We start from the raw sequence: 13,532 nt of genomic DNA on the forward strand, positions 1-13,532 counted from the left end.
ACTACAGTGGATCGCAGTCCAGCACCAGCTTGACGCTTTCTTCAAGGAGCGCGTCCGCCGCCTGCTTCCAGGAAACGCGCCGGGTGGTCACCTCCTGCGGCTGCAGCGCGCCCTTCTCAATCAATGCCAGGGCCTGCGGGATGATTTCACGCGAACTGACGCGACCGATGTTCAACTGCACGCTCTTGTTGTACATTTCGAGGTAAGGGAGCGGCAGGTCATTCTGAAAGAAGATCGAGACTGGAGTCAACGATCCGCCGGGCGCAACCGCGCGTACTGCCTCCGGGAAACGCTCTGCATTGCCAGTGGCTTCCACAACGATGTCCGCCTGCGGGTGTGTACCCTGAAATTCCTCCATGGTGATAGCAACGGCGCCCAGTCGTTCGGCGTGGCGACGACGTTCTTCGCTGGAATCGACGTAGGTGATGTGCGGCGATCCAAGGGCCGCGGCAATCTGCACGGCGTAGAGTGCGATGCTGTGCGCGCCGCCAGCCAGGACAAGCGTCGATTGGTCTCTGTCAGCCTGGAGAAAGGGGGCCACGGTTCGCCACGCATCGCTGATGTTGTCGCTGATACTTGCAATCGCTCCTGGGTCGATGCCCTCCGGCATTGCCACCAGCATCGCTGTGGCAAAAGGAACGCGGATGCTCTCCTGAAACGCTCCGCCCCACTGCCGCGAAATGCGGCCCAGGCCATAGGCCGAAGTGAAATCGACGCTGCTGCAATTCTGACTGCTATGGCGCCGGCAGCGCGGACAGCTGCCACAGGATATCTGGAAGGGAACAATGACCCGCTGTCCAATCTGGAAGCCCTGAACATCGTCGGCCAGTTCTGTGATCTCGGCGGTGAACTCGTGACCGAAGGGGAACGGCGGCCGCAGCAGCGTCTCGCCGCGCAACATAGGCAAATCCAGGTCGCAGCGCGCAATACTTAGCGGGCGCACCAGAGCATCTCCTCCAGACAGCTCTGGCGCCGGGACCTCGCCCCACTCCAGGACGCCTTTGCGTACGTATTGCAGTTGTTGCATCTTTGCCTCCCCGGGAATAGACCAACTTGTCTATTCGATGCCTCTCAACAATAGACCGCGTTGTCTACAACTTTTTCTGGACGGCCGCCGCCCCTGCGGTTCTCATGTGTCATGGTGCGCTCCCCGGCCTTGCGTGACGGCCCGCGTGAAAGAATCCTCAGAAAGGCGGCCGAGCTATTCAGCCGCCAGGGCTATTCGCGAACCGGAATCAATCAGATTCTTGAAGAATCCGGAGCGCACAAGGCCAGTCTCTATCGCTACTTCGAAACCAAGGAGGAGCTGGCGCTCGCCTATCTGCAATTGCAGGATCAAAATTTCCGCAGCTTCCTTCGACTGGTCGTCTCGAAGAGCAAGGGGCCCGGTCACTTTGTACGCGTCTGGTCCGGATTGCTATGGCGCGAGGCTCGCGGCGGCGCTTACCATGGCTGCCCGGTGGCCAACCTCAGAGCGCAGATCGAAGAAGAACAAGAGCGGCTTCGTTCCGCGGTCGCATCTGCAATTCAGAGTTGGCTCTCGATTCTCGAGGAATACTTTGAGCTGGAGCGCAACGCCGGTCGATTGAAGGTTTCGTCAAGTTCAGCGGAACTTGCGGCGCGACTGCTGCGACTGTACGAGGGTGCGCTGCAATTGTTTCGAATGACCGGCGATCGCCAGCACTTGCGCGCACTGGAAACTGATCTGTTGCTGGCTCTGCAGGGCTAGCGATCCGCCCGCCGACGCGCGCCTTGCTTTTTCTTGCCGGGCGGCCTGGCAGCGACAGGCCGAGCTTCTCGCGAGGAAGCCGGGCAAACATCGCCCAGATAGCAGACCTGACAATCGCGGCGGCGCGCAGTGCAATGGGATCGTCCCAAAAAGATGACGTAGAGCGGCCAGCAAAGTCGCCAGGCGGGTTTGAGCAGCTGCAGCAAGTCGCGCTCAATATGTACTGCGTCGCGCGCTTTACTCAAGGACCACAATCGTGAAATACGCGCCACATGCGTATCGACCGTCAGGCCCGGCGCCTTACCATACAACTCGCCGAGAACGACGTTGGCAGTCTTGCGTCCGATGCCCGGCATCCGCACCAATTCCTCCAGCGTTTCCGGCGTCTTACCGCCGTGATCCTCGATCAGTGCGCGACAGAAGCCCTGAATGTTCCTGGCTTTGTTACGATAGAATCCGGTGGAATAGATTAGCTCTTCGATTTCTGTCAGCGACGCGGCAACGTAATCTTCAGGTCGTACAAAGCGCTCGAATAGCGCTGGCGTAGTTCGGTTCACCTGCTCGTCCGTGCACTGAGCGCTCAGGATGACGGAAATGACCAGCTCATGCGGAGCGCCGTAGCGCAAGGGACAGGCAGGCTTGCCGTAGCGACGCTGAAAGCGTCGCCATGCGATTTGCAGGAAGGCCTGCTGTTCCAGACTGGTCTCAGCCGGCTTTCAGGACGCTGAGGTCCTGGCCGTACTTCTTCATCAGGGAAACGACGCCGCGCTTGTTCAGCGTCTTAAGCATGCGCGCCGAAATGCGCAGGCGGACCCAGCGATTCTCATGCGGCAGATAGACACGCTTGGAAACAAGGTTTACCTTGAACTTGCGCTTGGTCCGCCGGTGGGAGTGGGAAATCGCATTTCCGGAGGCCGTGGACTTCCCGGAGATCTGGCACCTTCTGGACATAGCCGGGCCACAATCTGGCAGGGGCCCTTGCCAGCAATAAGAAATTGCCAGGCGGAGCCGGGCGCCCCGCACTCAGGATATGGGTATCATTCGCGATATTGAAAAGGGCGGCGGCGAGATCATTCGCGTCGAAATTACAGACTTTAAGGGGCAAAAGCTGCTGAACCTGCGCATCTGGTACACGGACAAAGAGAGCGGCGAGAAGAAGCCCACGCAAAAGGGCATCGCTCTGAAACCGGAGCTTTACGCCCAGCTGAAGCAGGCTGTGCTTGAAGCGGAGTCGGAGATCCAGAACATCCTTTCTGGAGGCTGAGTCGTCCAATGACTCCGATACTGTAGCAGAGAGCCCAGAGCTCCTCTCCCGGTATGTCGCTCGGTCCGATGAAAACCGAACCCCTCAAAGCCCCGCACGTCTGCGACCGCTGTGGAGGCAAGTTCCGGGCCGTGATCCAGGCCGAGCTGCGCGTTGTCCATCGCGCCTACTGTCCGCATTGCGGCGCCGCGCAGTATTTTGACAACCGCGACGGCGAATTGCTGCGTCTGGCGCGAGCCGCCGCCAGCGCAGCGCCGCCGATGCCAGCGCTCCGGCGACAGGAGGAACCTCGTCGTTCGCTCCCTGGCGCCGCACGCGATGCATCGCCTTCCGTTGGACGCCGCAACGCACAGGCGATTACACGCCGCCCGCGCAGTAAAGCACAAGGAAGCATCACGGGCCTATGGCAAGAACTCCAGAGACTCTCCAACTCATTCTTGCATCTCGCCGCCGGGCGCAGCCGCCATGGAAGTCGCGGACCGCTGCTGTTGGTCGCCGCCGCTGCGGCGCTTGTTTTGAGCGTCGCGCTTTTGCTGGCGGCGTCGCTGCATCTGCCGCGGCTCTACTTTCCGGGCGGGGCCGATGCCTACACGGCTCGATTGAGGTTTATCCAGCCCAACACCATTGTCGATCGCAATGGCCAGCCGATTGCCGAACTTTTTGCCGAGCGAACCGGCGCACTGCAGCCAGATCAACTGCCGCCCTCGCTCAAGAGCGTGCTGCTTTTTGTGGAGGATGACCAATTCTATCAGCATGGGGCTGTGCGCTGGAGCTCGGTGTTTCGTGCGGCGGCGGCCAATTTGCTGAGTTTCGGCTATTCGCAAGGCGGTTCGACCATCACCCAGCAGCTGGCGCGTATTTTGCTAGGTTCGCGAGAAAAAAGCCTGCTGCGAAAGCTGCGGGAAACTGCGCTTGCATACTATCTCGAGGATTCATTGAGTAAGGACGAAATTCTGGCAGCGTATATGAATCTCGTTTACCTCGGGCATGGCGCCCGCGGCTTCGAGGTTGCTTCCAGCTTTTATTTCAACCGCCAGATTGGCGAACTGAGTTTCGCCGAACAACTGGCGCTTGCTTCACTTCCGTCGGCGCCGGAGCGTTTTTCTCCTTTGCGCAACCCGCGACAACTGCGCGGCAAAATGGATCGCATTTATCTGCGCATGCGTGACGAGGGATTTCCAGTTCCCGAGCTTATCGATTACCAGCGGCAAAGCGACCTGGCATTGCGCACTGTAACGCGGCGGCCGGCCGATAGCGTCTTTGGCGTGCGCTTGAATGATGCGCCCTACGTGGCCGAGCACGTGCGTCAACTACTGGCCGAACTTTTTGGCGAAGATTATCAATTTGGCGCAGGACTGCGTATCGAGACCACTATAGATCGTCAGCTCCAGATAGCTGCCGCGCGGGAGACGAAACAATTCATCGGCGAGGTCGCTCCGAATTTTCCGCCGGCGCGTTACGTCGACGGAAAGCGCGTTCCCATTGAGGACGAGCGATTGCGCTTCGTACAGGATTATTCCAACTTCGCCATCGCTGGCGAGCTCTTCGGCATGCCGACGCCAGCTAACGTGCGTCCGCGACTGCAATCGGCATCGGCGGGCGTGGACCCGGCAAGCGGCGGCGTACTCTTCCTGCAGGGCGGCGCCGATTTTACGCCAGGCAACCAGCTGAATCGCGCCGTGCAGATGCGCAGACAGACCGGATCGGCAATCAAGCCTGTCGTCTATTCCGCAGCAATTGAAAGCGGAGCGCTTACGGCCGCGAGCATCCTGGAGGACAGTCCAATATTTGTGAGCGGCGGAAACACAGACCGCTACTGGCTACCGCACAATTTCAGCGGAGTCTATGAAGGACCCATTCCGGTGCGGCGCGCTCTGGCCCGTTCCCAGAATATTCCAGCCATCCAGGCGGCGCGCGCTATCGGGATCGATCGCCTGGGCGAGCAGTTTCAGAAGTTCTTCTTTCCCTCGGAGCCGCGTTTCGCAGCGCGCTTTCGACCGGACGAAACAGCTGCCATTGGATCGATTGAAATGAGTCCGTTGGAAATGGCTGTGGCCTTTAGCGCCTTTGCCGCTAATGGGATCATCCACCGTCCCTATCTGGTGAAGCGCATCCTCGATGGCAGCGGAAAGCTACTCTACCAGGCGGGCGCCCGCGATGAATTTCATTTCGATGCGCCGACGGAGCGCAAGGCTGTTGATGGGGCAACGGCGGAGGTCATGGTCAGTCTGATGAGCGATTCAGCGCGATTTGGCGGCGTCAGTCGCGGGGCGAGCCTGAGCAACCTGTTTGGAAAAACCGGGACCAGCAATGATTTTCGCGACGCCTGGTTTGCCGGCGCCATTCCCGGCGCGGCGGCCGCAGTCTGGGTGGGCTATGATGCGCCGCTCTACTCCATGGCTAATGGAACGGGCGCAGCGCTGGCCGGACCGCTATTCGGTCGCATATTGAATGCCGCCCCGCGGCAGAGCGGCGGCTATTACTTTGAACCCCGTGCAGTGCGACGCACGGTTTGCGAAGAAACGGGTCGTCAGCCCGGAGCTTCCTGTCACAAGCGGGTGCAGGAGTGGTTTACGCCACTGCATGGACCTCCCCCGCCCGCCGAAGAAGATCTGCGGCCGCCGCAAACCAATGATTGGAGTCTGAATCGTGATTCGGACTTTCACTGACTGTCGCACAGCTCTGGCGACACTTGGGCTGCTCCTTCTCATTGGTGCGACCCCGCTTACCGGCCAGTCCGGTCGCACGCTTTTTGAAGAAGCCTACCGCCTGGAAGGCGCGGAGCCTGATCGCGCGCTTGAGCTCTACGAGGCTGCATTGCAGCGCGGTCTTCCAGCAGATCTGGACCGCGCCGCTCGCTGGCGACGCTTCCATCTGCTGCGACAGCTCCGGCTCTATCCTGAGGCGTGGCTGGCATCCGCTGTTCTTGGAGGGCAGGCTCGCGGAACATTGAAGCAGGATATGCTTCGTTACTACAAAGTAAGCGAAGGCGCTATTGAGTCCTATTTGAGCGGGACCGCTGCGCTATCGTCAACGACAGCGCAATCGCGGGCCGCACTTGAGTTGCGCAGAGCCTTTGAGCTTGGCAGCGGACGTCCAGTTTTTCAGTCCGAGATTCTGACGCGGATGGTGCGCGCTGGCCTGGAGCAGCAGGCAAGAGAGATACTTACGCTCGCCGGGGGCGGGCTTCATCCGCTGCTGCGCGCCGACTTTTTACTTGCTGTGAACGACGTTGATCAGTCGGCAATATTGCTGCATGACTTTGTACGCCAGACGTCGTCCCCCAGTGCGGAAGAAGGCGCCCGTGCTCTCTATCTGCTGGGAAGAGTGGCGCGCGCTCGCGGCCAGCACGCTGACGCCGTGCGTTTTTTTCGTCTGGCTGCAGCCCGCTCCAGCGGCGATATGTCTTTGCGCGTCAATGCCCTTGCCGCCTACAGTCTATACCAGATGGGGCTTCCCGAGCAGGCCTTTGATCTATTGCAGGGTTGGCCGTTGCAGCGTGATGAGGAAGCCGAGCTGCTGGCGCTGACAATTCGCACTGAATTGAATCTTGATGCGCGCGCACAAACTCAATTGCGCGCCCGACGTAGCAACTTGCGGCGCGATTTACAGCACGATCCGCAAAACTGGTTGAAGCGAAAAGCTCTCTCGCTTGTTGAGGCCGGCGAGGTTGGCCGATGAAATTGAGTCGCACGGCTTATTTGTTGTTGATTGTGCTGCGACTGTTACTGGCCGGGAAAAGCTGGGCGCAACCAGTTGAAGCCTCTTCAGCGGAAAGCGATCAGGTCCAGACTCAACCCGCCCCCTTCTGGCAGCGCGAGCATGAGCAACATTTCAGCTTGCGCCTTCAGCTTGAGACTTCGCCGGCAGCGCGCGTCTATTTGTGTCGCAACAGCGTTGCGCTACAGCTGCACGGCGCAAGCCTTCCCCGCTCGCGACTGCTGCAGTTAAGGGACTGTCTTTTTCTGCCCGCCGACATTGCCAATCTGACACAGATCATTGGTCGCCAATCCGGCGACTTTGTACTGTTGCAACAATCGGCGACGCAGACAGACGATGCTCCATTTGCGGCCGAAGACGCCGATCGGATAGCCGCCCATGGAAGCCCGCTGCAGACCAAAGATTGCGAGAACAGGTCCTGGCATCTGCTTAACCTGCATAGCGACGGCGAGGGCGTACTGGTAGCGGAACTGGAAGCGCTCGCGATGCAAGGTCGCGCCGGAGCATACAGCGCCGGAATTGCCCGGGAAATTGTATTGCTGCGGCCGCCTCTGCGCCCCGCCCGTTAATGACGCGGCGCCTGGCGGCCGGTGCAGTAGCTATTCAGATTGCTCGCCGGCGCTGCGCGAGCGTCCGCGGCCGCCGCGACGCCGACGCCGCCGGCTGTTACGCTGGCCTTCGCCGCTCTCGGCGCTGCTGCTGCGCTCGCTGCGGGCTGCCCCATCCGGTTGTCGACCGTTCTGAGCGCCGCCGGCGCGCGGCTCGCCGCGACGATGGCGTTCGCCACGTTCCCCGGAACGACCGCGACCGCCGCGAGAGCGACGGCGGCGGGATTCTTCACTTTCGCCTCGTCCCGTCCCTGCCGCCTTCTTCCTGCCAATGCCAAAGAAGGCCAATATTCTTCGCCAGAGACCTGGCTTTTGCTGACGATCCGTGCGTTCCCGATTCGACCGCCCCCGTCGGCCGCGTCCACGCCGACGTCCGCCGCCCTGCTCTTCGGAATTCGCGGAGCGTCCGCTGCGATCTCCCTGATTTCCGCGCTCCTCGCGGCCGTTGCGGCGATGCTGGGAGTCCCTGCCGCCACGGCCTGCGGGGCGGCGGTATTCATCTTCATAGTCTGGCGCCCCATGCAAAGCCACCAATCGATCGCGCTCGCGCACGCTCATGGGTTCGGCTGATGGTCGCTGACCGCTGCCGCGCCGACGGTTGCCAATGTCGTCATCCAGTTCTGCTTCGGGCTCGGCTCGATTTCCGTCTACTTCGGCCTCTGATTCTCGGCTACGGCCGCGACCGCGCCTGCGGCGCGAACCGCGGCTGCGGGAATCGTCGCCTCGGGATTCGGTGGAAGCTCCGCGCTCCTCCGACTCTTCATCACGATGATTGGGATCGCGGAAAGGCTCTCGTTCTCCCTCAGGGTACTGCAGGTATTCTGTATTCAACTCGTCCACGGGTATTTTCACTCCAAGGTATCTCTGGATTCTGGGAAGGTTCTCGTAGTCCTCTTCCGAGCAATACGAGACGCTGACCCCGCTCTTACCCGCGCGCGCCGTGCGTCCAATTCGATGTACATAAGACTCGCTATCCTGGGGAAGGTCGTAGTTGAACACGTGGGTAATGTCGTCCACGTCCAGGCCGCGGCTGGCAACATCAGTCGCCACCAGCACTGTGTAGTGTCCCAGTTTGAAGTCTTTGAGCAAACGAACTCGTTTCTTTTGATCGAGCAGCGAAGAGATGCCAGTAGCGGCGATGCCCTTGCGTTGCAATACGCGAACGATGTGCTGCACGCGGTGCTTGTAGTTGCTGAAGACAATAGCCTTCATGCCAGGCACAGCCAGTATCTGGTTTACCAGATAGGGGTCCTTCTCGTGACGCCCCAGATGCAGCAATCGTTGGTCGATCTTATCTACGGCAACCGATTCTGATTCAATGCGAATCTCGACCGGGTCCTTCATGTAGTCGGCGGCGAGTCGCATTACGTAGTACGATAGAGTCGCCGAAAACAGCATGGTCTGAGCGTTCTCCGGCGCGTGCCGCATGATGTAGCGTACGTCGCGAATGAAGCCCATGTCGAACATGCGGTCCGCTTCATCGAGAATCAGATAGCGCAGCCCGCCCAGATCGACTTTGCCTTGTTTCATGTAGTCAATCAGGCGACCGGGGGTTGCCGCGATAATTGACGGTGCGCGCGCCAGCGCCTGTTCCTGCTTGCGATATTCTTCGCCGCCATAGATGGCAACGACCTCCGCCGAGCGTCCGCTGAGCATGCGTTGGGCCTCTTCGGCAATTTGCAGGCAAAGTTCGCGCGTAGGCGTAACGACCAGGGCGATGGGGCCCGGCACATTTTCGAGGTAGATCCGGTTCAACACCGGCAGCAGAAAGGCGAGGGTCTTGCCGGTTCCGGTCTGGGAGATGCCGGCAATATCGCGGCCCTCCAACAGCGGCCCCAGGCACTGCTCCTGAATCGGCGTGAGGTCGGAAAAACCGACGGCGGCGATGGCCGCCCGCAGATCCGGGTGCAGCTCGGTATCAGCAAATTTCACTGACCGCTAGGGATTGGCCAGGGGGGCCGGGGGTCAAGTGCAATGACAGAAGGCGGCAGGCGAACGGCCGCTCTCTGGCTGTGTTTTCATCGAAATCCAAGCCGAAGCGGGCCGCTGTGCACCTCCAGAGCGCTCAGCGGCAAGGCAGTGGCGTTGACCGTTACACGGGTAAAGCTGCCGGCCACTCCGCTGGCCGATGTGCAAATGGCTCCATTATTTGCTATGTCATCGCCTGCGGCGACATAGAGGCCGTTGGAGTAGGCGACGCCGCGAATCAGCTCGCCAGCGCCGCCGGTCATACAACCAAGCGCGCCGCCGGACCAGCTACTTTCCATACCAGTTACCGTGTAGTAAATATCGCCGTTGTCTCCGGTGCAAAAGAAACGATCTCCTGCAAAATAGATCTGTCCGTTGCAAGAACCGACTGCAGAGGCGCTGGCAAAGATCGCCGTCTTCAAGTCGGAGGAAAAGACTTCAACATCCGAACCCGTGCTGCCAAAGATCCAGCGATTGTTGCCATAGGCCGTCGTGTAGCCAAAAACTGAAACTGTACGAGTTGAAACGCCCCACGTCCCCGTCAGGCCGCCGGGACTGAAGTAGTTTGTGGAAGCCCCGGCTTGCGCGGCTGCAAATAGGCCGCCGCCGTAGAATGGACGCGTCAAGCCCACTGCGGCGCCAGGAGATTGCAGCGACCAGTTGATGCCGTCAAAGGAAATAAGTACGGTTCCAGACGCGCCGGTGGCGACAAAATGCCCGCCGCCAAAGGTCACGCCGTTCAAATTGTTGGATGTTCCTGAGGCGCCAACGGTCCAATTCACGAGATCGGTTGAGTGGACCAACGATCCGCTGAGGCCCACGGCAACATAGCGGCCATTGCCGTAAGCCGTATCCGCCAGACCTGCAGGCGAACCAGTGGCGATGGGTCCGTTCCAGCTGCGACCATTATAGGAAAAAAAAGCATTCGTACCGGAAAGCGCAACAAACACGATATCCGGAACCAGTGATGCCGCCAGTGCCGCTTGAATCGAACAGGTCGCGTCGCCTGATGAACAATCCGCGTCGTCTAGAAAGCAGCCGGCGCTCCACAGCGCAAGCATCGCTATCGATAGGCGCCGGCGGATTGGCTTGTGCCACACTCCAGTATTGAAGGCCCTCTGCATGTTAGATCCGAGTAAATGGCGCAGATACTTCCAAGCAATTTTTGACGAAAAGGCAAGCGTCTAGATGCGCGCCCCACGCCGTTCTTTCCAGTGGCGCAATCCGGCAACCAGCAAGAAGCTCACAATAACCAGCAATGACCAGCTGCTAATTTTGCCAAGGCCCACAACTTTCCAGCCCTGGTGTTGATGCGGGTAACTCCAGGCGCCAAGCAGAGTAGAGATATTTTCGGCAAACCAGATGGCAACGCCCACCAGCAAGAAGCCAAGCGTTGCAGGCATTGAGTATTCTCGCTGTCGGGGGCGTACAATGACGCTGGTCCTTGCAAAAAGCAAAAGCGTCGCGACCGTCAGCCACCAGCGTAAATCAACAAAGAAGTGGTGCGTAAAAAAGTTGATGTAGATCAGAACGCCCAGCAGCGCCGATAGCGCGTAGTTCGGAGCATGCGCCAGCCGCATGCGCAACAGCCGGAAAACCTGAACAATGTAGCTGGCCACTGCGGCGTACATGAAACCGCTGTAGAGCGGCACATTCAGGACTTTTATGCGGCCCTCGCCGGGATAAGACCAGGAGCCAATGGCTGGATGAGTCTTGAAGACCTCAAGGGCAAAGCCCAGCAGATGAAAAACGCCGAGAGTCAAAAGTTCATCGCGCGTCTCAAGTCGCAGAACAATGAGCGTCGCCTGGATCAACACAGCGCCGACGAAGATCAGGTCGTAACGCGCAATGCCCATCGCGGGCAACTTTCCGACAGCATAGAGAAGAACGAAGAAACTCCCGGCGAAGATGCAAGATCGCGCCTCCAGCCAAATGGATGCGAGCGCATCTCGCCAGAGCTCGGGCCAGGGCACAACGAAGGCGGCGCGAAAAACGGAAACCGGCGGCACGGTGCAGAGGCCCTCTGCCGCCAGGGAGGGTCAAGGTCGATTCAATTCCAGGCCAGAAGGCGCCGGGTTCGCTGCGGCGCCGGAGGCCGTGCTGCGCTCCAGCTGGGCCTCTACAAAGCGAAGTTCCCGTTCAATCTGCGGCAGCTGGACGCGCAGCGCGGCGCCGCATGTATGCTCGCGGCAATGCTGTTGCTGACGCAGCAAACTCTGGCGTCGCTCCAGCAAGGCAGCATGTATCTCCTGTCGGCGGGAGGCCGCTTCAAGATCCTGCATGATCCACAGCGCTGCTGCAGCAGCGGCAGACGGGATAAGGAGCAACGCCAGGATACTTGCAACCCACGCACCCGTGCTATTACGCGCCTCAACGGTCATGGCGATGAAACGCGGCCTGGCGTCGTAGCCAGCGGGATGCCAATCATATCATCGAGCTGTGTGGCAATTCGCTCTGCCATCTCGCGCGACTCCGCCGGCGAATGAAAATTCAGATCGCGGGCGTAGAGCCGGATCTCCCCAAGCTTTTCGCCGCCGGCAGTCTGAAAAATATCGACGGCCACCAGCACTTGCAGTCGCTCTTCTACCAGCTCGACTGTTCGCTGCTCCTGAACGCGACCCTGCAGATAGAGCCTCGTGGGCACTGCATTGGCTACCCGCGCAATTTCCTGGGGCGTCAATAGACCGGAGGAGACAATGCCATTTTCGTGAAGCAGTCGTTCCGTCTCGATCTGCTCAACAATGGCGAAGCCGCGGCGGCGCAGCGCAAATGCCAGCGATTCGCCGATATTGCGGGCGGCAAGCGCTCGGGCGCCCAGCGCCTCAAAGCGACCAATGGCCGCCTCGCGGCGCACAGCGCCGGCCAGCCAGGGCTCGGTTCGAACCGATTCAACAACATAGGCGCTGCAGTTGCCAAACGCGACGGCCAGCGCAGCGGCACAATGCACTATCGTTCGTTTCATAGGCAGCACCGAAAGCCAAGTTCCTGCTGTCGCAGTTCCGGCGGAGCATGCAGGCGAAAAAAGCAAGAGGCGCGTTGGCCGCTGGCATACGAACCGCCCGCGGCGACGGCCAATCCGCCGCGATCGTCTGCTACCCACTCCATCAGGTTTCCCACCATATCATGAATTCCAAACTCGTTGCGGCATGATTCGCTGAGGCCGGAGTCTTCGGCGGCGTCGGCTTGTACCCGGCAGCGGCCAGCAACGTAGTCGCTGCCATAAGAGTAGCGAAAGCCATGCAGACCCAAACAGGCGCTGGTCCATTCCGCAAGGCTACAGAGACGCTTACCGCCGGCAGCGCAGGCCTGCTGTGCTTCGTCTCTGGTGATTGCCGACCTTGGACGTTGCAAGGGCGCCGGTAGAAATTGGCCCGGCGCGATTTCGGCTACTTCAAAGGGATCGATGCGAAAGGCCGTGGCAATGCCGCCAACAACAATCATGTTGTCCGGGCCCAGCAATTCCGTTCGACGATCAGCGCCCGGCGCCGAATAAAGCGGGCGGGCAGTTTCGGCCGCAGCGCAAAACGATGTACAGATGACGGACAGCAACATTGGTAAAATATGTTTGAGGCTCATGGATGCTCCGCCTGAGGCAGGCCGCGATTTGCGTCTACGCCCAGCTGAATTCGCCGCACCACCATCGGCGGCGGCTGGACCGCCGCGCTTGCTGCACTTTGCATAGCCGAGTCGGCGCCGCCCGCCGCCGGCGGCAATCCGCTCCAGAAAGTGTAGAGTGCAACAGCGCCGCTCCCTTCCTGAAATCGCAGCCGCAGCCAGAGATAAGGATTCAAGCGGCCTATCAATTCACGGCCATCGCTCAGGCGTAAACGGCAGCGAATCGGAAAGAAAAGCGTGCGCACTCCCTCGGCAGTGCGCAAATCTCCGGCCGCTGCCCAATCCTGAAATTCCAACTCCGCAATCTGCTGCACTTCAATTCGAAGGCTCTCGCCGTCTTCCAGGCTGCGCAATTCGAGATATCTTCCGGGCAGCCTCAAGATACCAGTGCGTACAGCGCCGCCTGCCAATTCGATTTGCGCGGGCAGCTCGGGAAGGGCTGCTGGCAAGGCAGCGGACGCAGACTGCTCGGTTGGCGCGACCGGCGCGCTGCGCGCCGGCCGTTGCTCGCCAAGCTCGCGCTCCATACGATCGAGAATCTCGTTCTCATTGATGACGCTGGCCCCTGGCGTATAGGCTTCTCCTTCAGCAATGAGCTCCAACGGCCGTGCGAATTGAATCGTCACAA

Annotated in this window: 15 protein-coding genes; 5 read left to right on the forward strand and 10 right to left on the reverse strand. The window is 60.0% G+C overall.

The window, feature by feature from the left end; all coding sequences use genetic code 11:
• Position 1 precedes the first annotated feature (1 nt).
• Positions 2-1,027 (reverse strand): alcohol dehydrogenase catalytic domain-containing protein, encoded by a 1,026-nt coding sequence (locus K1X75_14835; GenBank protein ID MBX7059337.1) that lies wholly within the window; start codon positions 1,025-1,027, stop codon positions 2-4.
• 111 nt (positions 1,028-1,138) lie between these two features.
• Here K1X75_14835 and K1X75_14840 point away from each other — a divergent pair, with 111 nt between their 5' ends.
• Positions 1,139-1,729: a TetR/AcrR family transcriptional regulator gene (locus K1X75_14840; protein MBX7059338.1), complete on the forward strand. Its 591-nt coding sequence runs from the start codon at positions 1,139-1,141 to the stop codon at positions 1,727-1,729.
• Here K1X75_14840 and K1X75_14845 read toward each other — a convergent pair.
• The gene (locus tag K1X75_14845; GenBank protein MBX7059339.1) at positions 1,726-2,427 is read right to left on the reverse strand and encodes an endonuclease III; all 702 of its coding nucleotides are present in this window, start codon (positions 2,425-2,427) and stop codon (positions 1,726-1,728) included. The two genes, K1X75_14840 and K1X75_14845, sit on opposite strands and share 4 nt — an antisense overlap.
• A gap of 7 nt (positions 2,428-2,434) precedes the next feature.
• The gene (gene rpmB / locus K1X75_14850) at positions 2,435-2,680 is read right to left on the reverse strand and encodes a 50S ribosomal protein L28 (protein ID MBX7059340.1); all 246 of its coding nucleotides are present in this window, start codon (positions 2,678-2,680) and stop codon (positions 2,435-2,437) included.
• A gap of 79 nt (positions 2,681-2,759) precedes the next feature.
• Here rpmB and K1X75_14855 point away from each other — a divergent pair, with 79 nt between their 5' ends.
• The 4 genes from K1X75_14855 to K1X75_14870 all read left to right on the forward strand — a co-directional run bounded on the left by K1X75_14855 (position 2,760) and on the right by K1X75_14870 (position 7,282).
• Positions 2,760-2,993, forward strand: coding sequence for a transcriptional coactivator p15/PC4 family protein (locus K1X75_14855; protein ID MBX7059341.1), 234 nt, complete (start codon positions 2,760-2,762; stop codon positions 2,991-2,993).
• A gap of 68 nt (positions 2,994-3,061) precedes the next feature.
• Positions 3,062-5,662, forward strand: a complete 2,601-nt coding sequence (locus tag K1X75_14860) for a transglycosylase domain-containing protein (protein ID MBX7059342.1) — start codon at positions 3,062-3,064, stop codon at positions 5,660-5,662.
• A complete protein-coding gene (locus K1X75_14865) occupies positions 5,643-6,674 on the forward strand; it encodes a hypothetical protein (GenBank protein MBX7059343.1) in 1,032 nt (343 codons plus the stop codon). Before K1X75_14860 ends, K1X75_14865 begins: the two co-directional genes overlap by 20 nt.
• The gene (locus K1X75_14870; protein ID MBX7059344.1) at positions 6,671-7,282 is read left to right on the forward strand and encodes a hypothetical protein; all 612 of its coding nucleotides are present in this window, start codon (positions 6,671-6,673) and stop codon (positions 7,280-7,282) included. The genes K1X75_14865 and K1X75_14870 overlap by 4 nt, the downstream gene beginning before the upstream one ends.
• 30 nt (positions 7,283-7,312) lie before the next feature.
• Here K1X75_14870 and K1X75_14875 read toward each other — a convergent pair whose 3' ends face one another.
• From K1X75_14875 to K1X75_14905, 7 genes are all read right to left on the reverse strand, one after another.
• Positions 7,313-9,253: a DEAD/DEAH box helicase gene (locus tag K1X75_14875; protein MBX7059345.1), complete on the reverse strand. Its 1,941-nt coding sequence runs from the start codon at positions 9,251-9,253 to the stop codon at positions 7,313-7,315.
• Between the two features lie 86 nt (positions 9,254-9,339).
• Positions 9,340-10,389, reverse strand: coding sequence for a hypothetical protein (locus tag K1X75_14880; GenBank protein MBX7059346.1), 1,050 nt, complete (start codon positions 10,387-10,389; stop codon positions 9,340-9,342).
• A gap of 84 nt (positions 10,390-10,473) precedes the next feature.
• Entirely contained in the window at positions 10,474-11,298 is an 825-nt protein-coding gene (locus K1X75_14885) for a DUF817 domain-containing protein (GenBank protein ID MBX7059347.1), read from the reverse strand.
• Positions 11,299-11,328: 30 nt separating this feature from the next.
• Positions 11,329-11,670, reverse strand: a complete 342-nt coding sequence (locus K1X75_14890; GenBank protein ID MBX7059348.1) for a hypothetical protein — start codon at positions 11,668-11,670, stop codon at positions 11,329-11,331.
• Complete coding sequence (locus K1X75_14895) at positions 11,667-12,251, reverse strand: hypothetical protein (protein MBX7059349.1); 585 nt, start codon at positions 12,249-12,251, stop codon at positions 11,667-11,669. The genes K1X75_14890 and K1X75_14895 overlap by 4 nt, the downstream gene beginning before the upstream one ends.
• Entirely contained in the window at positions 12,248-12,865 is a 618-nt protein-coding gene (locus tag K1X75_14900) for an SUMF1/EgtB/PvdO family nonheme iron enzyme (GenBank protein ID MBX7059350.1), read from the reverse strand. The genes K1X75_14895 and K1X75_14900 overlap by 4 nt, the downstream gene beginning before the upstream one ends.
• Positions 12,862-13,506 carry a hypothetical protein gene (locus tag K1X75_14905; GenBank protein MBX7059351.1) on the reverse strand — a complete coding sequence of 215 codons (645 nt, stop codon included), beginning with the start codon at positions 13,504-13,506 and terminating at the stop codon, positions 12,862-12,864. The genes K1X75_14900 and K1X75_14905 overlap by 4 nt, the downstream gene beginning before the upstream one ends.
• Positions 13,507-13,532 lie beyond the last annotated feature (26 nt).

This window comes from Leptospirales bacterium, assembly GCA_019694655.1.
Taxonomy (GTDB): Bacteria; Spirochaetota; Leptospiria; order Leptospirales; family Leptonemataceae; genus SSF53.